Here is a 20265-nt window from a genome sequence, read left to right as displayed (position 1 = left end):
ACCATGGCCCACACCAGCCCCGTTCTTGCCGCCGGCAACCTGGGCGTAGACGGCCTGCCGGATGATATGGGAAAGCTGCCGCACAGCGGCGTGATCGCGCTCGCTGGCTCGTCCGGCCCGGCTTTCGAGAACTGGCGCCGGCATCTGGTCCAGGACCTGTGTCGGGATTTTCCCACCATGCTGGTGGCTCCTGACGCGCCCCTGCTGGACCGTCTGTTCGCCACCCAGCCGGACAATCACACAGCCCTCCGTCCCGACGCTTGGGTACTGCCAAGCACCGCCCAAAGCCAGCTGCAGGAGGCCGGCTTTGCAGCCCTGCACAAGGATCTCAAGCGCGCGGGCCTGAAACCGCAGCAGGCGCTGTGCCTGCTCGACGCCTCACCCCTGTTCACCGGCGCCTCCCTGGAGCGTATCCACCGTCTGGCCGGCCAGCTCCACCAATGGGCAAGCCAGCGCAAGGCGCCCGTGATACTGTGCTTTGAAGCACCGGGCGACGAAGTGCATGGCATGCTGACCAGCTTTGCTCATGCCTTCCCGTACTACGCCCTCCTGAAGCAGGACGGCAACGAGCTGGCTCTGAGCCTGGAGCGCTGGAACAGCGCACAGGGGGCCGTCTTCGCCATCCGGCTGGGCCTGCAGGCGCCAGACTGGGCCGATACCGCCCAACGCCTGCACGCCAACGGCGTCGTCATGCAGGGAGCCTCCGCACAGCTCATACACGCGCCCGACGAACTGGATGTTTATGCCACTCAGGCCGCCGTTGCGGACCAGCGCCAGCCGCCTGCGTCCTGGCATGTGGTCGAGACCCGGGAACTGATCCCCGAAGCCGTGCAACAAGCCATAGGTGCAACCGTGTTGCTGGACGCCGGCAGCAGCGTCGAATTCGAAGCCCTGGCTCGCATGGTTCACCAGTTGCGATGCAGCCATCCGCAGGCGCTCAAGATCGTGGTCCGCGAAACCGTGGGCAAGCTACGCCTGAACAGCGAGCAGGCGCTGCTGCGCTTGGGTGCCAACGACGTCATCTACCGCGAGCTGAGCTTTTCCCGGTTGCTGCAGCGACTGCGGGAACTGCAGTCCCAGCGTTTCTCGCGCCAGGTTCCCGAAAGCTACGAGCAGGCCCTGGACGCCTTTCTGCCCATTCCGGAACGGGGCTATCAGCAACCTGCGTATTTCTGCACCCTGACCCTGAACATGCTGCGCAAGACGCAACCCATGGGCCTGAGTCATAGCCTGATCCAGTTGCGGCTGCTAAGCCATGCCTCCCATATCCAGGCCATAGAAGCCTATCGCCCCTCACGCGACGGAGACCTCATCACCGCCGACCATGATTCCATCTACGTCTTCCTGTTCGCCTGTGGGGAGTCCGATATCGACACCGCCCTGCCCCGTCTTTTCCTGCAGCCCTTGGCCCAGTTGTTCAGTTCCCAGACTTCAGACAGTAGCCACGAAGGCATGCTGCAGATGCTGGGTCGCCTGCAATCGGCCGCCGAGGCCGGGCTACCCGACTACACCGCAGTGACAACGCCAGGCACGACTGCCCGTCCCCCGATTGACGTACAGATGCACAACTCCGTGCAGCCATCTGCAAACCTGCCCCGTATCGCACCAGCGACAGGTGCAGCCACAAGCGCATCGGTCATGGGCCACAGCCCCATCCCCAGACGTCCTTCCCCGCCTCACAGCGCCTAGGAATACGCCATGTCCTTTTTCCTGTTCCTCACCGGTATCACTGCTGGCATCGCCATCGCCGTGGCACTGTGGCTGCTCGGACGCATCGAATCCGGCAGCAAGCTGCTGGGCCGCCTGCGCAAGCCCCGCTATCTCCAGCCCTACCAGCCAGGACCATCGGCGCGTCCTCCAGGAAAAGGCTAAGCCTCATGCAACGTCTTGTCTTTATCTCCCCCCTCGGAGGCGCAGGCTGTACCACTCTGGCCGCCCATTTTTCGGTACTGGCTGCGCAACGCGGCAGCGACTGCCTGGCCCTGGACCTGAGCCCCGGCAACATGCTGGGACGTTACCTAGGTCTGCCTTCCTGCGCCGCACAGGGCTGGAGCAATGCGCTGCTGCAGCAACAGTGGTGGGGCCTGGCTGCAATGGCCAACTCTGCGGGCTTGCAATACCTGCCGCGCGGTTACCTCAATGACCAGGAATGCAGCCGCCTGCAGGCGCACTGGCATAGCCATCCCAACTGGCTGTCCGAAAACCTGCAGGCATTGGACCTGTCATCCTCCACCCTCGTAGTCATGGACGCACCCTCTCCATGCTCACCCCTGGGCCGTCAAGCCCTGCAGACTGCCGACCTGGCGGTCGTGGTGCTGGACGCATCCGAGCGCACCTTGCAGGCGCATGCGGCCATACAGGCGCTGCAGCAAAGCCTGGCGCCCCAGACGCGGCTGCAACTGGTCGTGAACCGCTATTCACCGCGCCGCCCGACCCAGCAGGCCGCGCTGGAGCAGTTGCGCCAGCAATGGGGGGAGGCCCTGCTGCTGGATCTGGTTCATGATGACGAAGCCATCTGCGAAGCCCTCTCGCAAGGCCTGTGCGTACACCAAAGCCTGCCCGAAGCGCAGTCCGCCCACGATTTCCAGGGACTGGCCTTCAGGCTGTTGTCAGGCCTCGCCCCCCTGCCCCAGGATCCGCTATGAATCCTCTGCACTTCAGCGCCCTCTGGCTGGCCAATCAGTTGCAAGTCGAGCAGCCCGCGCAGTGGTCCTCGTGGGCCAGGCGACTGTTCGTACTGCCCCGCCGCACGCAGGCCTGGATGCCTCTGACTTCCGCACAGGTGCCCGACCCGCTGCAATGGCTGGCGCACCAGTTGCAACTGGATTCCGGAGCCTCGCCGCAGCAATGGCTGCTGGCCCTGTTCCTTCGCCCCAACCCTTCAGGCCGCCAAGGCGGCATGCAACTGGAAAACCTGCTGACCGCAGTGCTGCTGCCCATTTTCCAGGCGCTGGCCTGGATCTGGAGCGGCGTGTGGCTGCTGCTGCGCCCCCTGCTGCTGATCCTGTCCTGGCCCATACGCATGGCCATGCGCAGCGCCGAACGCGTGGCCTCGCGCATCGATTCGGACGCCTTCGGCCGTCAGGCAGACTCGCTGCTGCACCCGCTGTTCGCCATTCCTGGCATGCGGTGGGTGGTGCTGGGCGCAGGCGCTGCCGTCACGGCCGTTGTCATGACCACGCCCCTGAGCTGGGCCGGGCAGCTGCTTTTCCTGATCATTATCTGGCTGCTCTCCCTGGTCCTGCGCAAGCTGCCGGGGCGCTTCCCGTCGCTGGCGTTGTCCACACTGAGCCTCATGGCCATGGGCCGCTATGCCTGGTGGCGCATGAACAACACGCTGCAGTTCGACAGCCCCCTGGAGGCGGCACTGGGCTACGGCCTGCTCGCCGCCGAGGCCTACACTTGGCTCATCGTCATACTGGGCTTCATACAGACGGCCTGGCCGCTGCAGCGCAAGCCCGCCCCGCTGTCCGGATCACCCTCGAGCTGGCCCACAGTGGATGTCTTCATCCCCACCTACAACGAGCCCCTGAGCGTGGTCCGACCCACGGTGCTGGCCGCCATGGCGCTGGACTGGCCCGAGGACAAGCTCAAGGTCTACATTCTGGATGATGGCCGTCGCGAGGAATTCCGCGACTTCGCCAGCCAACTGGGCGTGGGCTACATCAGCCGCACGGATAACCGTCACGCCAAGGCCGGTAACCTCAACCATGCCCTGGCCCAGACCCATGGCGATCTGGTTGCCATCTTCGACTGCGACCACATTCCCACGCGCAGCTTCCTCAAGACCGCCGGCGGCTGGTTCCAGCGCGATCCGCTGTGCGCCATGCTGCAGACGCCGCATCACTTCTTCTCGCCCGACCCTTTCGAGCGCAACCTGGGCACCTTCCGCCGCGTGCCCAACGAAGGGGCGCTGTTCTACGGCCTCATTCAGGACGGCAACGACTTCTGGAACGCCACCTTTTTCTGCGGCTCCTGCGCCGTGCTGCGGCGCGGCCCCCTGCTGGAAGTCGGGGGCATTGCCGTGGAGACGGTGACCGAAGATGCCCACACTGCGCTCAAGCTGCACAGCAAGGGCTACAACACGGCCTATATCAATGAAACACAGGCCGCGGGCCTGGCCACCGAAAGTCTCTCTGCCCACATCGGCCAGCGCATCCGCTGGGCGCGTGGCATGGCGCAGATCTTCCGGCTGGACAACCCCTTCCTCAAAGCCGGTCTGAGCCTGTGGCAGCGCATCTGCTATGCCAATGCCATGCTGCACTTCTTCTTCGGCCTGCCGCGACTGGTGTTCCTGACGGCCCCCATGGCCTATCTGTTCTTCGAGCTGCACATCATCAACACCAATGCCTTGTTGCTGATGCTCTATGTGCTGCCCTATATATTGCAGACCAACATCGCCAACGCCCACGTACAGGGCAAGTTCCGCCACACGTTCTGGGCCGAGGTCTATGAAACCGTACTGGCCTGGTACATCGCCCTTCCCACCACGGTGGCCCTGCTGTCGCCACGCCATGGAAAATTCAACGTCACGGCCAAGGGCGGGCTTGTCACCCACAGCTATTTCGACTGGGCCATCTCCCGGCCCTACACGGTACTGGTGCTGCTCAACATTGCTGCCTTCCTTGTGGGCGTGTGGCGCCTTGTCTACGCCAACTCCGATGAGCCGCTGACCGTGTTGCTCAATATGGTCTGGACGGCCTACAGCATCTTCATGCTGGGCACGGCGCTGGGCGTGGCCACCGAGTCCAAGCAGGTACGCCGCATGCACCGCGTGGCATCCGAACTGCCAGCCACGCTGTACCTGCCTTCGGGTCATGTGCTCAAGACCAACTGCACCGACTTCTCCATGTCCGGTCTGGGCCTGCAGGCCGCGCCGGGCCTGATCCTGCCGCCTGACAGCAACCTGGATGTCGGCCTGTGGTTCGACCAGCGCGAATGCGTCTTCCCCGCACGCGTCATCGCCTGCCATGCCAACGGTGCCATAGGGCTGGAGTTCGGCGAACTGAACAAGTCCCAACAGATACAGCTGGTGCAATGCACGTTCGCGCGCCCCGCCGCCTGGCGCGAATGGAGCAACGAACACGACACCGACAAACCCCTGCAGGGCCTGTTCGAACTCGGCATCCTGGGCCTGCATGGATACCGCAAGTTCTGGCGCTCCCTGGTTGCGGACATGCGCAGCGCCCGACAGTCCCTTCTCACGTCTTCTAAGAGCACGCCATGAGCTACTGGAGTTTCTATTTTCTCGCCAAGGTCGGCCTGCACTACGCCGGCTACCTGAGCCTGCATTGGCTATTGAACCTGCTGCTGGCCGTCGTTGTGTTCTGGCCACTGCAATCACGGCTATGGAAGAGCCTGCGCCTGGCCGTGGGCCTGATCGCGGCCATCGCCCTGCTGTACTACGACACGCACTTCCCGCCCATCTCGCGCGTGCTGTCCCAGGTCTCGGCGCTGGCCGGCTTCAGTGCCAGCTACATGCTCGAGCTGGTGCAGCGCGTCGTCTCCTGGCAGGCCCTGCTGGGCTTTGTCGTTCTGCTGGCGCTCTACAGCGTGCTGGCGCGCCGCATCCGCTTTGCCACGTTTGCACTGCTGGCCATTCTGAGCGTTCCTCTTGTCACCCGCCTGCAACAAGGACCTGCCAAGCCCGTGCTTGCCCAGACCCAAGACAGCGCCCAGCCCGGTGCCGCCGCACCCGCAGCCACGCCCGATGCCTTGCTTGCCAACTTCTACGCCAGTGAACACCAGCGCCGCCTGAACTTCGCCTCGGGCACCACACCGCCCTTCGATATCGTGCTGCTGCATGTGTGCTCACTGGCCTGGGACGACATGGAGTTCGAAGGCATGCGCAACACACCTCTGCTGCAGCGCTTCGACGCCGTCTTCACCCAGTTCAACAGTGCGGCCAGTTACAGCGGCCCGGCCCAGTTGCGCGTGCTGCACGGCAGCTGCGGCCAGATGCCGCACGAGGCCCTCTATGAGGGCACGGACGCAGCCTGCAACGTCTTCCCCAGTCTGGAACAGGTCGGCTACCACACCAGTGCCCTGCTCAACCATAACGGCGTCTTTGACGGCTTTGCCCAGTCGCTGCAGGAGCGCGGCGGCTTCGCAGGCAAGATGGAGAAGAACCAGGGCGCACCCGAAGCCATGCAGAGTTTCGACGGCTCTCCCGTCTACAGCGATCTGGCCCTGCTGTCGCAGTGGTGGAAGGAACGCCAAAGCCGCGGCAACGAGCCCGTGGCCCTGTACTACAACACCATCACGCTACACGACGGCAACCGGGTGCCCGGCATTGCATCGCGCAACAGCCTGCAAACCTACAAGCCACGGCTCACACAGCTGCTGTCTGACCTGGACCGCTTCATCAGCTTCCTTGAGTCCAGCGGCCGCCCCGTGCTGCTGATGCTTGTGCCCGAGCACGGCGCCTCGCTGCGGGGTGACAAGATGCAGATCTCTGGCATGCGCGAGATCCCCGGCCCGCGCGTGACCCTGGTGCCCACGGCCATCAAGCTCATCGGCCTGCCGCATCCAGCCGGTGCGACTGGAGCAGCCCCTGCCGGTCAGCCCTCCGCCCAAACCGGCCCTGTGATCGTGAACAAGCCCACCAGCTACTTCGACCTCTTCACGCTGGTCAACAACCTCATGCAGGACAGCCCCTATCGCCCCGGAGCCACGCCACTGGCCAACCGGGTGGCTCAGTTGCAGGGCACGCGCTTCGTTGCAGAAAACGCGGATGTCGTCGTCATGCATGACGACAGCGGACAATATCTGCTCAAGTCCGGCACTGACGCCTGGATCCCCTACACCAACTGAGCGGCGCAGCGCACAGCAAAGCCTGCCGCAGTTGTGGCATGCTCGGAAGCACTGCGGCGCAGTAGCCGCAGGCTTCCAACTGATCTCCTATGCAACATTTCTGGCGCGGTCCACGCTGGACACTGGCCGTTCTCCTGGCCATCCTCGGCATGCTCGGGCCGTTTTCCGTAGACACCTATATCCCTGCCTTCTCCGGCATCGCCCAGGCACTAGGTGCCACGCCCATAGAGATGCAGCAGACGCTGTCTGCCTACCTGCTGGGCTTCGCCTTCATGAACCTGTTCCATGGCGCGCTGGCCGATAGTTTCGGCCGCCGCCCTGTGATTCTCTGGGGGCTGGTAGCCTTTGCACTGGCCTCTGCGGGCTGTGCCCTTTCCCGCGATATCACCCAGCTGGTGATATTCCGCACGCTGCAAGGCCTGTCCACGGGCGCCGGCATCGTAGTCTCGCGCGCCATCGTGCGCGATATCTTTCCGCCCGCCCAGGCCCAGGGCCTGATGGCACAGATCACCATCTTCTTCGGCATCGCCCCCGCACTCGCTCCGGTGATTGGTGGCTGGCTGTTCGTGCACCTGGGCTGGCAGTCGGTGTTCTGGTTTCTGACCGCGGTTGGCGTGCTGCTCTGGGCTATCAACATCAAATTCCTGCCCGAGTCTCTGCCCCCGGAAAAACGTCAGCCCTTTCGCTTCAAGCCACTGATGCAAGGCTATGGCGTTCTGCTGACCGACCCACGCTTTCTGCTGCTGGCCCTGGCCAGCGGCATTCCGTTCAACGGCATGTTTCTCTATCTGCTGTCGGCGCCGGCTTTTCTGGGCGATATCCTGCAGCTGGAGCCCACGCAGTTCTTCTGGTTCTTCATCGCCACCATCGGCGGCATCATGGCCGGCAGCTGGACCAGCGGCCGGCTGGCCGGACGCATCCCGCCCAAGCGCCAGATCCGGCACGGCTTTCTGGTGATGTGCGTGACCTCCATCATCAATCTGGTGGCCAATCTGATCTGGCCCGCGCATGTGAGCTGGGCCTTGATTCCCATCAGCCTGTTCGCCTACGGCTGGGCGCTGATGGTGCCCGTGGTGACGCTGCTGGTGCTGGACATCCACCCTGCGCGGCGCGGCCTGGCCTCTTCGCTTCAGGCCGTGGTGGGCTCGGTGGCCAACGGCTTTGTGGCTGGCGTGATTGCGCCGCTGGTCATGCATTCGGCCGCATTGCTGGCCATGGGCTCGATTCTGATGATGCTGATCGGTCTGATCGCCTGGATCTATCTGCACCACCACTGGCCGGACATCGGCCGCCATGCCTCCGAGCATTAAGAAAAGAAGCTGCTACTGAACGTCATTCATAGACTTCAGATTGAAAAGCATCTGAAATCCTTGAATGACATGCGCTAGCAGCTCACTTTTTAAGAAGGATCCAGCCCTGCACGGGCAACAAAAAGCCGGCTGCTAGAGCCGGCTTTTTTCATGCTTCGGGCCGCAGCCCGAATCAGCGATCAACGCTCGTCGCGACGCGGTGCGCGGGGCTTGCGCTCGAAGCTGCGCTCGCCACCACGTTCGCCATGGGGCTGGTAAGGCTTGCCGGCACCCTGGCCAAAGGCGGGACGACGATCGCCGCCGCCGAAGCCGCGCGATTCGCCACCACGGAAGCCACCTTCGCGGGGAGCGCCGGCATGAGCGCCTTCACGGCCACCGCCAAAGCTCTTGCGACCGAAATCGCCGCCTTCACGGCGCTGGGCACCACCAAAGCCGCCACGCGATTCGCCGCCGCCAAAGCCGCGCTCTTGACGCTCGCCACCACGGAAACCGCCGCGATCGCCACCAAAGCTGCCGCGATCATCACGACGCTCGAAGCTGCGCTCTTGACGCTCGCCACCGAAGCTGGGGCGGCCACCGCCGAAGCCGCGATCACCACCACGGTCGCCGCCGCGATCAGCAAAGCGATCACTACGAGGTGCACCAAAACCAGGGCGATCACCACCGCGATCGCCGCCAAAGCGGTCACCGCCGAAGCCACCGCGATCATTGCCACGGCCACCGCCGAAGCTGCCGAAGCCGGACTTGCGACCGTAGCCTTCGCCATCGCGACGACCACCGAAGCCACCGCGACCACCGGCGCCGCCACCACGGCGACCGTCACGCTCGCCAGAGGCGGGGAAGCGCTGCTGGGGTTCCATGCCGGGAATGGTCTCGGCCTTGAACTGCTGGCGGGTATAGCCTTCGATGTCGAACACGCGGCGACGGTCGCGGAATTCCGCAAACGTCACGGCCACGCCTTCGCGACCGGCACGACCGGTACGGCCGATACGGTGGGTGTAGTCTTCAGCCTTCATCGGCAGGCCGTAATTGAAGACGTGGGTGATGGTAGGCACGTCGATACCGCGAGCAGCCACATCGGTGGCCACCAGGATCTGCACCTGACCGTTGCGCAGCGCCATCAGGCGGCGATTGCGCAGGCCCTGGCTCAGAGCACCGTGCAGGGCCACGGCAGAGAAGCCGTCCTGCTGCAGGTCGTTGGCCAGACCGTCACATTCCACCTGGGTGGACGCAAACACGATGGCCTGGTTGATGCTGCTGTCACGCAGCCAGTGGTCGAGCAGCTTGCGCTTGTGCTGCATGTTGTCAGCCCAGAACAGCGCCTGCTTGATGTTGGCGTGCTTTTCCTGTGGCGTGGCAATCGTGATCTTCTTCACGTTGGCGCCGCCGTCGTGCATCACGCGCATGGCCAGCTGCTGAATGCGGGGAGCAAACGTGGCGCTGAACATCATGGTCTGCTTGCGCTCGGCCGTCAGTTGATTGACTTCGGCCAGATCGTCGGAGAAGCCCAGATCCAGCATGCGGTCGGCTTCGTCGACCACCAGGAACTGCACCTTGTCCAGCTTGATCTGCATGGAACGCTGCAGGTCCAGCAGACGACCGGGAGTGGCCACCACCAGATCGGCGTTCTGCAGCTTGGCGATCTGCAGCTGGTAAGGAATGCCGCCCACCACGTTGGCGATGCGGATGCCGCGGCAGTGCTTGACCAGTTCGATGGCGTCATGCGCCACCTGCTGGGCCAGCTCACGCGTGGGGCACAGCACCAGGGCGCCGGGCACGGCGGCCTTGAAGTTGCGGGCGTTGGTGGGGTCCTTGCGCTTGTTGCGCTTGGGAGCGGGCTCGCCCTTGGCGGCAGCTTCGGCGCACAGGCGCTCGAATTCAGCCTTGGCGGCCGCATCAGCCACGGCACGCTGCTTGATCAGGGTGTGCAGCACGGGCAGCAGGAAGGCAGCGGTCTTGCCCGAGCCGGTCTGGCTGGACACCATCAGGTCGATAAAGCCGTCGGCATCGGCACCTTCACCCATGGCCAGGGGAATGGCTTGCAGCTGCACAGCGGTAGGCTGGGTATAGCCCAGGTCGGTCACGGCCTGGATCAGTTCGGGGGCCAGACCCAGTTCAACGAAGCCATTGGGTACGTCGGCGGCTTCCGTTTCTTCGGCAACTGCATCTTCCGCGTCCATGTCGGCCAGCATGGCGTCCAAACGGGAATCGATTTCAGGCGAAGACAAAGCAATATCAGCAGCGGCCACTTGGCCCTGCTCCAGGGAGTTTTCTGTCATGAATAGCTCACGCAAAAAGCGACGCAGTCAGCGTGCTGCTCGCTTCTTTGACGGTTGGTTATCAACATCCACCGTCAGACTTTGACTGGCCCGTTCGCAAAACGGGGCAGATGGGTGTTATGGCTTGTCGTGTCGGCGCTGGGCAGGCCGTTGCACGCAAGTAAGAACCCGGTGTGTGATGGAGATGCGCAAAAATTACCCATTGATCGGGTAAGCACTGCATTGTCGCATGCACCGGGTTTTCCCGCAAGTGGCAGGGCTATACCGCCCCGCCACCGCGCCATCAGACGCTGAGCAGTTGCTGGCGGTAATGCTGCAACTCGTCGATAGACTCGTGCACATCGGCCAGGGCCGTGTGGCGCTGCGCCTTCTTGAAGGAGGTATAGGCCTCGGGCTTCCAGCGCTTGGCCAGCTCCTTGAGCGTGCTCACGTCGATATTGCGATAGTGAAAGAAATTGTTGAGCTTGGGCATGTAGCGCTCCATGAAGCGCCTGTCCTGACCGATGCTGTTGCCGCACAGCGGCGTCTTGCCCTTGGGCACGTATTTGCCCAGAAAGGCAATCAGCGCGGCCTCCGCCTCGGCTTCGCTGATGGTCGAAGCCTTGACCTTGTCGATCAGGCCGCTCTTGCCATGCGTGCCCTTGTTCCAGGCATCCATGCCGCCCAGCAGCTCGTCGGACTGATGGATGGCGAACACTGGGCCTTCGACGCGAATCTGCAGATCGGAGCTGCTGACCACCACGGCAATCTCGATGATGCGGTCGCGGTCGGGGTTCAGCCCCGTCATTTCGCAGTCCAGCCACACCATATTGAGATCGGATTTGGGCAGAACCGGTGGGGTAGCGGCCACGGGGGCGGCGCTGACGGAATTCGTACAGGAAGCTTCAGACATGGCGCAAATTGTCGCCTACACTGCCAATACATGGCTTCCAGACTAGATTTCACATTGGCACTTTCGCTGCTGTTTGCGACGGCCGTGGCCCTGCAATGGCTGCTGCGCGTGTGGCTTGTTTCGCGCCAGGTGCGCCATGTGGCCACCCATCGCGGCGCCGTGCCACCGGCATTTGCCCATCGCATCAGCCTGTCCGCCCACCAGAAGGCGGCCGACTACACGCTGGCCAAGGCCAGGGTGTCGCTGATCGACATCACGCTGTCGGCCGCCGTGCTGCTGTGCTGGACGCTGCTGGGCGGGCTGGACTGGCTCAACCGCTGGCTGCTGGAATTCATCAGCCCCGGCCTGTGGCAGCAGCTGGCGCTGCTTGCCAGCTTTGCCGTGATCTCGGCGCTGATCGAGCTTCCCCTGTCGCTCTATCAGACCTTCAGGCTGGAGCAGCGCTTCGGCTTCAACCAGATGACGCCAGCTCTATGGCTGGGCGATCTGCTCAAGTCGACGCTGGTGGCTGCCATCATCGGCCTGCCGCTGGCGGCCCTGATTCTCTGGCTCATGGGCTCGACCGGCTCTCTATGGTGGCTCTGGGCCTGGGGTGCCTGGACGGTCTTCAATCTGCTGCTGATGTGGATTTTCCCCAGCTTTATCGCACCGCTGTTCAACAAGTTCGAGCCGCTGGCCGATGAAAGTCTCAAGAGCCGCGTAACCCTGCTGATGGAGCGCTGCGGCTTTGCGGCCAAAGGACTGTTCGTGATGGACGGAAGCCGCCGCTCGGCGCATGCCAACGCCTATTTCACGGGTTTCGGCAATTCCAAGCGCGTGGTCTTCTTCGATACCCTGCTCAGGCAGCTCAGCCCCGGTGAAGTCGAAGCCGTGCTGGCGCACGAGCTGGGCCACTTCAAGCACAAGCACATCAGCAAGCGCATGGTCCTGATGTTTGGCGTCTCGCTGCTGGGCTTTGCACTGCTGGGCTGGCTCAGTCAGCAACTCTGGTTCTACACGGGACTCGGAGTCTCGGTGCTGCTGGGTCCGAACATCGACGTGGCTGCCGACAACAATGCGCTGGCCCTGCTGCTGTTCATGCTGGCAGTGCCGGTGTTCAGCTTCTTCGTCACGCCGCTGATGTCCGCCATGTCGCGCCGCGACGAGTTCGAGGCCGATGCCTATGCCATGCAGCAGGCCGATGGTGCACAACTGGCTTCGGCACTGCTCAAGCTTTACGAGGACAATGCCTCCACACTCACGCCAGATCCATGGTATGTGAGCTTTTACTATTCACACCCTCCTGCCGTGGATCGCCTGGCGCGCATGCCGGCACCTGCAGGCAGCTTGTAACACCACAACGAATTCAGACATGAGCACACCCACACTGCAACAGAAAGACTGGTCCCAACTCAAGCGTAGCGCCTTGAGCATAGAGCAGGTGCAAGAGCAGCTGACAAGCCTCGAGGGCTGGGAGCTGCTGGCCGGTCACGCGGCCATCAGCAAGACCTTCCGTTTCGTGAATTTCTACGAAACCATGGCCTTTGTGAACGCGCTGGCTCTGATTGCCCATCAGCAGGACCACCACCCCGATCTGGAGGTGGGCTACAACCGCTGCAAGGTCAGCCTCAATACCCATGATGTGGGCGGCATCTCCGAGACCGACATCGACTGCGCACGCCGCATCGAAGCACTGCTGAATCCGGCCTGATCCTTATGGCAAAACAAGGACGGCGCCCAGGCGCCCAAGCAACAGGCGAGACCCAGACAGGCCTGGTGGTCGCCAGCTATGGCCGCCACTGCGTGGTCGAGACCCCGGACGGCGAGCGCCGCATCTGCCACCCGCGCGGCAAGAAAAGCCAGGCCGTGGTGGGCGACCATGTGCAATGGCTGGCCCCCCCACCCGGCCAGGGCGATGAGGGCACGATCGAGAAAATCGTGGAGCGCCGCAACGTCTTCTACCGCCAGGATGACATTCGCACCAAGACCTTTGCCGCCAACCTGGACCAGCTCCTGATTCTGATAGCCGCCGAGCCGGTATTCAGCGAAGTGCAACTCGCCCGTGCGCTGATCGCCGCCGAGGCCGCGCACATCAAGCCCATCATTGCACTCAACAAGATGGATCTGGAAGAGCCGTTCCTGCGTGCCTGGCAGCGGCTGGAGCCTTACCGGACCATGCGTGATGCCGCGAACGATGCGCCGCACTATATGGTGCTGCCGCTGTCGCTGGAAGATGCAGACGATGAGGATCGCGACGCCATCATCGGTCTGCTGCAAGGCAAGACCACACTGGTTCTCGGCCCTTCGGGCGTAGGCAAGAGCACCTTGATCAACTTGCTGCTGCCCGATGCCAGGGTGGCGACCAACGAAATCTCGCAGGCGCTGAACACCGGCAAGCACACCACCACCAGCACCACCTTGTACTGGGTGGATGAGGCACGCACCACCGCCATCATCGACTCGCCAGGATTTCAGGAGTTCGGCCTCTATCACATTGCCGCCACGCAACTGGCCGCCTGCATGCCCGACATCGGCGCGCTGGCAGACCAGTGCAAGTTCTACAACTGCACGCATCTGCATGAGCCTGGCTGCGCCGTCATGGCCCAGGTCGAAGCGCAGGACAGCCCCCATTCCATCAGTGCCAACCGCTACCGGATCTATGGCGAGCTGTTCGATGAGCTGAGTCAGGAACCCCGCTACTGAGCGCGAGACCAGCCAAGCCGGAGGGCCGTGCCAGATGAGAGCAATTTCAGCGTTTGCCACGCAGCCACTCCAAGCTCGATGAGCGTCGGCACAAGTGCCCCGCCTCCGGGATCGGCTGCCGGCCACAACCCGGTGTTCACGTCATGAAACCCAGAGTTTTTCAACCCTGTTTGCAAGCCGTCCTCGCCGTCGCGCTGTCTGCGGGCCTGGGCTTGACCTGGGCCCAGGGCACGGACTCCGCCCCCAGCTGGGAGGACGAGCCACCCACGCTGTCTCGCTGGATCGAAGAAGGCTACAAGGCCGAGCTGAGCCGGCAGCCATGGCGCGCAGCGCAGCGCTATTGCGCGGCAGCACGCTATGGCAGCCTCGAAGCCCAATACCGGCTGGGCCGGTTGCTGATGCTGGGGCGAGGCATGACGCCCGACCCTGCCACGGGCACGACGCTGCTGGCCCTGGCCGCCCAGCGCGGCCATGAGAAAGCCCGCTTGCTGCTGGCCGGCAAGCTGCCCGGCGATCGGCTGCCCGACTGCCTGACCCAGGGCGATGCGCCCGCACAGGAGTTTCTGGAGGCCAGCCAGGAGGCCGTCCCTCACGAAGTGGTGGCCAGCTATGTGAGCAGTCTGCCCAGGGAGAAGCGGCGCATGGCCGAACTGGTGCAGCGCCTCGCGCCCCGCTTCTCGATCGATCCGCGGCTGGCACTGGCCATCGTGCGCTCGGAGTCGAATTTCGAGGCGCAGGCGCTGTCACCGCGCAATGCCCAGGGCCTCATGCAACTCATTCCCGAAACGGCCGAGCGCTTTGGCGTGCGCGATGCCTGGAATCCCGAGCAGAACGTGCGCGGCGGCCTGGCCTACCTGCGCTGGCTGCTGGAGCGCTTCGAGGGCGATGTGGCATTGGTATCGGCAGCCTACAACGCAGGCGAGAGAACCGTGCAACAGTATGGCGGTGTGCCTCCTTATGCGGAGACGCGTGAATATGTGCGACGCATACTCAGCTTCTATCGTGCCAAGCGCCACGAGCGCCCTGCTCGCTGATGGCACCTTGAACAGTGCCCGGCATGCCCTCTGCACCAGAGCCACCTTGGGATGTGGCACTGCGCCACACAGGACTTCAGTGACCCGCTCCGGCTTGAGCGCTCATGCGCCAAGCTGCTGCCACGCAGAAGGCGATGTCCGAGTGCTCACCCGAGCAGACGGGCAAAGGTCAGCAAGGCCAGCAGCAACAGCCAGACCACGACCGAACGCCAGACCAGCCCCACCACACTGCGCAAATGAGCCATTTCCGGCTCTCGCCCCGGAGTGACATCGCTGCCCGTCCACTGTGCATCGTCGCCCTCTTCGCCGTCAGCCGCATCACGGCGGCGCAAGGCTTCGCCCCCCAGGCGTACATTGATGGCACCCGCAGTGGCTGCCAGAATCACGCCATCGTTGTCATTGGGAAAGCGCTGGGCATAGATGCGCCAGTTGTCTATGGCTTCCTCGAAGCTGCCCACCATGGCAAAGGACAGCGCCGTCAGTCGCGCCGGCAGCCAATCGATCACATACCAGGCCTTGGCTGCTGCGGACTGCAAACGCTCGCTGGTCGGTGCCCGAAGACCTTCCGCTCCCTTGCGCGACCAGGCTCGCGACAGATATTCAGCCATGCGGTAGAGAATGGCACCCAGCGGTCCCAGTCCCAGAGCCGAGAGAATCGAAAACCAGAACAGCACGCCAAACACATGACGGTGTGCTGCCAGCACCGAGTACTCGATGACATGGCGCACTACTTCGCTGCGTGGCACCTCGCTGGCATCGACCTGCTGCCAGTCGGCCAGGGCCTGACGGGCGGCAAATTCATCACCGGCATCAAGCGAATCGCGGATCCGCGTGAAGTGGTGGCTGAACTGGCGAAAGCCCAGCGTGACATAAAGTACCGCGACATTCCACAGCATGGCTGCAGGCCAGCCTATGAACTCCATCAACGCCCAGAATATGCCCAACACGATAACGCTGGGCAGCAGCACGGCCATCGCCCAGGCAAGCCAGCCATGGTGGGGCTTGCCCGCATCAAAGTTGCTGCGCACGGTCACGGTCCAGGCGCGATAACCGGCCTGCACCAGGTTGGATCGGGCCAGCGGGCGCGCCTGTTCCAGCAGCAGTGCGATCAGGATGGCAAAAAAGCTCATTGCTTCATCATAGCGGCGCTGTTTGTCGGCTTGTTACAACTGCAGCCTCAAGCCGCCAAAAAACGGTAAAGATTGCGCAACATGCCCGCTGTCGCTCCCCAGATGTAGCGTTGCTGCTCACCATCCTGATAGGGCATGGCAAACCATTCGCGATCCACCCCCTGCCACAGCATGGCATGGCGCTCATGATGTGCGGGATTGAGCAGATAGGACAGCGGAACCTCGAACAGATCCGCCACCTCTCCGGGATTGGGAAAGTAGCTGGCCTGAGGGTGGACCAGGGCCACCACAGGGGTGATGTGAAAGGCCGTACCCGTCACGTAAATAGGCAGACGACCCAGCACCTCGACATTCTTGGGAGCCAGTCCCACCTCCTCATGCGCCTCGCGCAATGCCGTGGCCTCGGCCGAAACATCCTGCGGGTCACGTTTACCGCCGGGAAAAGCCACCTGACCCGAGTGCGTGGACAGCCTGGCCGAGCGCACGGTCAGCAACACGGTGGGCTGCTCGCGCATGACGATGGGTACGAGCACGGCCGCATCGGAAGGCTGCTTGGCCGTGATGCGCTTTTCCTGCATGGCCTCGGGCAGCCACTGCGGTGGCTGGGCAAAGCGCGTGCGCAAGGCCTGAGGCGTCTGAGCAGCCAGCGGCACAGCCGGCAACTGGCTATCAATGCCCAGAAGGCGAGCCTTGCGCGGATCAACAATGCCCAACACGGGGAGCGAAGAATTATCAGATGCAGGCATGTATGTGCTCGGCCAAACCCCAAAGCAAGAATCACGAACCAAGGCAGACATAAAAAAAGCCGCCACAGCGAACTGTAGCGGCTTTTACGGAATCACTTCCGATGCGTGTATTACTCGGCTGCAGCAGCAGTCTTGTTAACACGCTGGGGCAGCTTTTCCTTGATACGAGCAGACTTGCCGCTACGCTCACGCAGGTAGTACAGCTTGGCACGGCGCACATCACCGCGACGCTTGACTTCGATCTTGGCGATCAGGGGAGAGTAGGTCTGGAACGTACGTTCCACGCCTTCGCCGCTGGAGATCTTGCGCACTGTGAAGCCGCTGTTCAGGCCGCGATTACGCTTGGCAATCACCACGCCTTCGTAAGCCTGCACGCGCTTACGGCTACCTTCCACCACATTCACGCTCACGATGACGGTGTCACCGGGGGCGAATTCGGGGATGGTCTTGTTCAGGCGAGCGATTTCTTCTTGCTCGAGGGTCTGGATCAGATTCATGATTTAGTCCACCTTGATCTTGTCCGCGCCAGAATTGGCAAGCACCGGGATTGGTGCTATTGCTGCATTACGAGAACCGCCGAAAGCGGCTCCGCCATTCCTTGCAGCGGCCGGATAGAGGATCAAAGAGCCTGCGATTATAGCTTGGACGCTGTTTTTGCCAAAAACCCTTCATCCTTGGCATTGAGCAGCCCCTGTTGGCGGGCTTGCTCTATCAGCTCGGGCCTGTGTTCTGCCGTGATGCGCAGGCGTTGATCGCGACGCCAGCGCTCGATATTGGCATGATGGCCGGAGAGCAGTTCCACCGGCACCTCCTGGTCATTCCAGACCTCCGGGCGCGTGTAGTGGGGGCAGTCCAGCAAACCGTCAAGTGCAGGATTGAAGCTGTCCTGTTGAAAGCTGCCTTCATCGTTGAGCACACCGGGCTGCAGACGCGCCAAAGAGTCCAGCAGCACCATGGCTGCCAGTTCACCGCCCGAAAGCACAAAGTCACCCAGACTCAGTTGATGGGTGACATTTCTATCAATGAAACGCTGGTCAATGCCCTCATAGCGACCACAGAGCAGCACCGCCCCCCGGCTTTCGGCCCAATCGGCCACCACGGCATGCTTGAGGGTCGTACCTATGGGTGAGAACAACACCACAGGGGCAGGCTCTGCCTGCTCCCGCGCATCAGCCTCGACGCGGGCTGCGCGAATCGCCTCAAGGCAATGCTGCAGCGGCTCGGCCATCATCACCATGCCGGGGCCTCCGCCAAATGGACGATCATCCACACGGCGGTAATTGCCTTCGGCCCAGTCACGCGGATTCCACAGATGCACTGCCACCTGGCCAGAGCTGTAGGCACGACGTGTCACCCCACTCTCAAGAAACGGTGCGAACAGTTCAGGGAACAGTGTAATGATGTCAAAACGCATGATCTAAAAGCGCTTGAAGCTACAAAATTAATAGCTACTGCGCATTCCAATTCAATAGTCAGGCTGCCAGTCGGCCACGATTTTCTTGCCCGCCAGATCCACCGAGTCCACATAGGCATCGACAAAGGGAATCAGGCGCTCCTGCTCCTTGCCGTCCTGTTCATAGCCCAGCACCAGCACGGTCTGTGGGCCTGTGGCCATCAAGTCCTTGACCACGCCCAGTGCCACGCCTTCGCGGTTTACCACCTGCAGGCCCATCAGGTCCACCCAGTAGAACTCGCCGTCATCGGTCTTGGGGAAATGCTCGCGCGCCACAAAGATGCGGGCGCCGCGCAGTGCCTCGGCGGCATTGCGGTCGGCAACCTCCAGCGAGGTGGCCACGATGGTGTCGGCATGGAAGCGGGCCTGCTTGACGGGCAGAACCACGGTGCCCGCGAAATGCTTGGCCCCTTTTTCCGCCGGCTGCAAAAACCAGTCCTTGGCGGCAAACAGGGCTTCGGGGGCGCTGCTGAAGGCATGAACCTTGAACCAGCCCTTGATTCCCCAGGCATCGGCAATGCGACCGACTTCGATGGCATCAGCAGGCAAGCTCGTGGCTTGAAGAACAGGCATGTGGCTCATGGGATCAGCAGAGAAATTGCAGAAATTCAATAAAAAACGGGTCCCGTCAGGCAAGCCAACGGAACCCGCTTTGGTAAAGGTGCCTAGAGAGCAACCGCCTAAATTAGGCAGCAACCTTCTTTGCAGCTTCCTTGATCAGGCGTTCAGCCGTATCGGAAGTTTGAGCACCAACGCTCTTCCAGTAGTTCACGCGGTCCAGAGCCAGACGCAGGCCTTCTTCGGCGCCACGAGCGCTAGGGTTGTAGAAACCCAGACGTTCGATGAAAGCACCGTCGCGACGCACGCGCTTGTCAGCTGCAACGATGTTGTAGAAAGGACGAGCCTTAGAGCCGCCGCGGGAGAGACGAATAACAACCATGATGTTTCCTTCGGGTGGTTACAGCCAGTGCCATCAAAAATTTGACCAGCTGCGCAGGTTTTCTTACAGCGTTTGAGACACGCGACATGACCACCCGGCCAGCGACACGCCGTAAAACCCGAAATTATATCGAGTTCTGCCGAAGCTGCCTATAGCTGCGGCAAATGGGCATGGTCAGCACAGAGGTCTCCCTGAAAATGAAGCGCAATTGCCCTGAGCCCCGTCATTCACGCGAAGGGAATAATGGACGGGTTCTTTCGTTTTCTGCCCGTGCATCAGACCATGAACCAACTTGCTCCCGCCTCGACCCCGGCCCCTCGCCCCAAAAACAAGACGATCGCCTCCTGGCTGGCCTTGATCGGCGGGCCGCTGGGGCTGCATCGCTTCTACCTGCACGGACTTGGGGACTGGCTGGGCTGGCTGCTGCCCATTCCCACGGCACTCGGCATCTACGGCATCGAGCGCGTACAGCAGCTGGGGCAGGACGACAGACTGAGCTGGCTGCTGATCCCACTGCTCGGCTTCACCATTGCGGGCTGCGCCCTGCGTGCCATTCTCTATGGCCTGATGGAGCAGGGAAACTGGAACCGGCTCTTCAATCCCTCGATAGAGGCCGACGCGCCCGCGGGACGTACCCGATGGGCCACGATTTTTGCCGTAAGCCTGTCCCTGATGCTGGGAGCCACCGTGCTGATGGCCAGCATCGCCTACAGCTTCCAGCACTACTTCGAATATCAGGTCGAAGAGGCGCGCAAGATTTCGCAGTAGCTGCAGCGCTCCGAACCAGGGGCTCTCACCCACGCCGAAGCGGCTTCGGCCTCGCCGTTTTTGTAAGCAAAAGTCTAATTTTTCACCTACTGGGCGCAAAGCGGCGCCTGCCGATTCCCCAGAACTCACAATGCCCAACTGACGAACATCTTGCAAAGACTGCATCCAAGCAGTATTCGCACTACGACGGCTTTGCTGCACCAGTCCGAAGAGGTCTT

The 20265-nt window shown here is 62.5% G+C and carries 19 protein-coding genes; 11 read left to right on the top strand and 8 right to left on the bottom strand.

The window, feature by feature from the left end:
* Nucleotides 1-3 precede the first annotated feature (3 nt).
* The 6 genes from bcsE to CTR2_RS04710 all read left to right on the top strand — a co-directional run bounded on the left by bcsE (nucleotide 4) and on the right by CTR2_RS04710 (nucleotide 8123).
* Nucleotides 4-1689, top strand: coding sequence for a cellulose biosynthesis protein BcsE (bcsE, locus tag CTR2_RS04735; protein ID WP_176391740.1), 1686 nt, complete (start codon nucleotides 4-6; stop codon nucleotides 1687-1689).
* 9 nt (nucleotides 1690-1698) lie between these two features.
* Nucleotides 1699-1872 carry a hypothetical protein gene (locus CTR2_RS04730; RefSeq protein ID WP_153260311.1) on the top strand — a complete coding sequence of 58 codons (174 nt, stop codon included), beginning with the start codon at nucleotides 1699-1701 and terminating at the stop codon, nucleotides 1870-1872.
* 5 nt (nucleotides 1873-1877) lie between these two features.
* Nucleotides 1878-2645 (top strand): cellulose biosynthesis protein BcsQ, encoded by a 768-nt coding sequence (gene bcsQ, locus CTR2_RS04725; RefSeq protein ID WP_087084880.1) that lies wholly within the window; start codon nucleotides 1878-1880, stop codon nucleotides 2643-2645.
* Complete coding sequence (gene bcsA / locus CTR2_RS04720; protein ID WP_087084881.1) at nucleotides 2642-5227, top strand: UDP-forming cellulose synthase catalytic subunit; 2586 nt, start codon at nucleotides 2642-2644, stop codon at nucleotides 5225-5227. The genes bcsQ and bcsA overlap by 4 nt, the downstream gene beginning before the upstream one ends.
* The gene (gene bcsG / locus CTR2_RS04715) at nucleotides 5224-6813 is read left to right on the top strand and encodes a cellulose biosynthesis protein BcsG (protein WP_087084882.1); all 1590 of its coding nucleotides are present in this window, start codon (nucleotides 5224-5226) and stop codon (nucleotides 6811-6813) included. The genes bcsA and bcsG overlap by 4 nt, the downstream gene beginning before the upstream one ends.
* An 89-nt stretch (nucleotides 6814-6902) precedes the next feature.
* Nucleotides 6903-8123 (top strand): multidrug effflux MFS transporter, encoded by a 1221-nt coding sequence (locus tag CTR2_RS04710; protein WP_087084883.1) that lies wholly within the window; start codon nucleotides 6903-6905, stop codon nucleotides 8121-8123.
* Nucleotides 8124-8302: 179 nt separating this feature from the next.
* On the opposite strand, the gene CTR2_RS04705 is transcribed toward CTR2_RS04710, so the two are convergent.
* Together CTR2_RS04705 and orn are read right to left on the bottom strand one after the other, a co-directional pair.
* Nucleotides 8303-10402: a DEAD/DEAH box helicase gene (locus CTR2_RS04705; RefSeq protein WP_087084884.1), complete on the bottom strand. Its 2100-nt coding sequence runs from the start codon at nucleotides 10400-10402 to the stop codon at nucleotides 8303-8305.
* A gap of 283 nt (nucleotides 10403-10685) precedes the next feature.
* Nucleotides 10686-11294, bottom strand: a complete 609-nt coding sequence (orn, locus tag CTR2_RS04700) for an oligoribonuclease (RefSeq protein ID WP_003067823.1) — start codon at nucleotides 11292-11294, stop codon at nucleotides 10686-10688.
* Nucleotides 11295-11324: 30 nt separating this feature from the next.
* Here orn and CTR2_RS04695 point away from each other — a divergent pair, with 30 nt between their 5' ends.
* The 4 genes from CTR2_RS04695 (at nucleotide 11325) to CTR2_RS04680 (ending at nucleotide 15010) form a co-directional block, all read left to right on the top strand.
* Nucleotides 11325-12626, top strand: coding sequence for a M48 family metallopeptidase (locus CTR2_RS04695; RefSeq protein ID WP_087084885.1), 1302 nt, complete (start codon nucleotides 11325-11327; stop codon nucleotides 12624-12626).
* A 19-nt stretch (nucleotides 12627-12645) separates the two neighbouring features.
* Nucleotides 12646-12984: a 4a-hydroxytetrahydrobiopterin dehydratase gene (locus CTR2_RS04690; RefSeq protein WP_087084886.1), complete on the top strand. Its 339-nt coding sequence runs from the start codon at nucleotides 12646-12648 to the stop codon at nucleotides 12982-12984.
* A gap of 5 nt (nucleotides 12985-12989) precedes the next feature.
* Nucleotides 12990-13976 (top strand): ribosome small subunit-dependent GTPase A, encoded by a 987-nt coding sequence (gene rsgA / locus CTR2_RS04685; protein ID WP_087084887.1) that lies wholly within the window; start codon nucleotides 12990-12992, stop codon nucleotides 13974-13976.
* 143 nt (nucleotides 13977-14119) lie between these two features.
* The gene (locus tag CTR2_RS04680) at nucleotides 14120-15010 is read left to right on the top strand and encodes a transglycosylase SLT domain-containing protein (RefSeq protein WP_087084888.1); all 891 of its coding nucleotides are present in this window, start codon (nucleotides 14120-14122) and stop codon (nucleotides 15008-15010) included.
* A gap of 146 nt (nucleotides 15011-15156) precedes the next feature.
* Here the strand turns inward: CTR2_RS04680 and CTR2_RS04675 are convergent, their stop codons facing one another.
* The 6 genes from CTR2_RS04675 to rpsP form a co-directional block, all read right to left on the bottom strand.
* A complete protein-coding gene (locus CTR2_RS04675; RefSeq protein ID WP_087084889.1) occupies nucleotides 15157-16140 on the bottom strand; it encodes a CobD/CbiB family protein in 984 nt (327 codons plus the stop codon).
* Nucleotides 16141-16187: 47 nt separating this feature from the next.
* Entirely contained in the window at nucleotides 16188-16886 is a 699-nt protein-coding gene (locus CTR2_RS04670; protein WP_087084890.1) for a CoA pyrophosphatase, read from the bottom strand.
* A gap of 110 nt (nucleotides 16887-16996) precedes the next feature.
* On the bottom strand, nucleotides 16997-17383 hold the full coding sequence (gene rplS, locus CTR2_RS04665; protein WP_003058206.1) for a 50S ribosomal protein L19: 387 nt from the start codon (nucleotides 17381-17383) through the stop codon (nucleotides 16997-16999).
* Nucleotides 17384-17520: 137 nt separating this feature from the next.
* Complete coding sequence (gene trmD / locus CTR2_RS04660) at nucleotides 17521-18300, bottom strand: tRNA (guanosine(37)-N1)-methyltransferase TrmD (RefSeq protein ID WP_087084891.1); 780 nt, start codon at nucleotides 18298-18300, stop codon at nucleotides 17521-17523.
* A 51-nt stretch (nucleotides 18301-18351) separates the two neighbouring features.
* Entirely contained in the window at nucleotides 18352-18921 is a 570-nt protein-coding gene (rimM, locus tag CTR2_RS04655; RefSeq protein WP_087084892.1) for a ribosome maturation factor RimM, read from the bottom strand.
* 103 nt (nucleotides 18922-19024) lie between these two features.
* Nucleotides 19025-19279, bottom strand: a complete 255-nt coding sequence (rpsP, locus tag CTR2_RS04650) for a 30S ribosomal protein S16 (RefSeq protein WP_003058210.1) — start codon at nucleotides 19277-19279, stop codon at nucleotides 19025-19027.
* 282 nt (nucleotides 19280-19561) lie between these two features.
* Between rpsP and CTR2_RS04645 the strand changes: the two genes are divergently transcribed.
* Complete coding sequence (locus CTR2_RS04645; RefSeq protein WP_087085242.1) at nucleotides 19562-20047, top strand: TM2 domain-containing protein; 486 nt, start codon at nucleotides 19562-19564, stop codon at nucleotides 20045-20047.
* Nucleotides 20048-20265 lie beyond the last annotated feature (218 nt).

The organism is Comamonas thiooxydans, from assembly GCF_002157685.2.
Classification (GTDB): Bacteria; Pseudomonadota; Gammaproteobacteria; order Burkholderiales; family Burkholderiaceae_C; genus Comamonas; species Comamonas testosteroni_H.
This window is presented reverse-complemented; position numbering and strand designations above follow the sequence as displayed.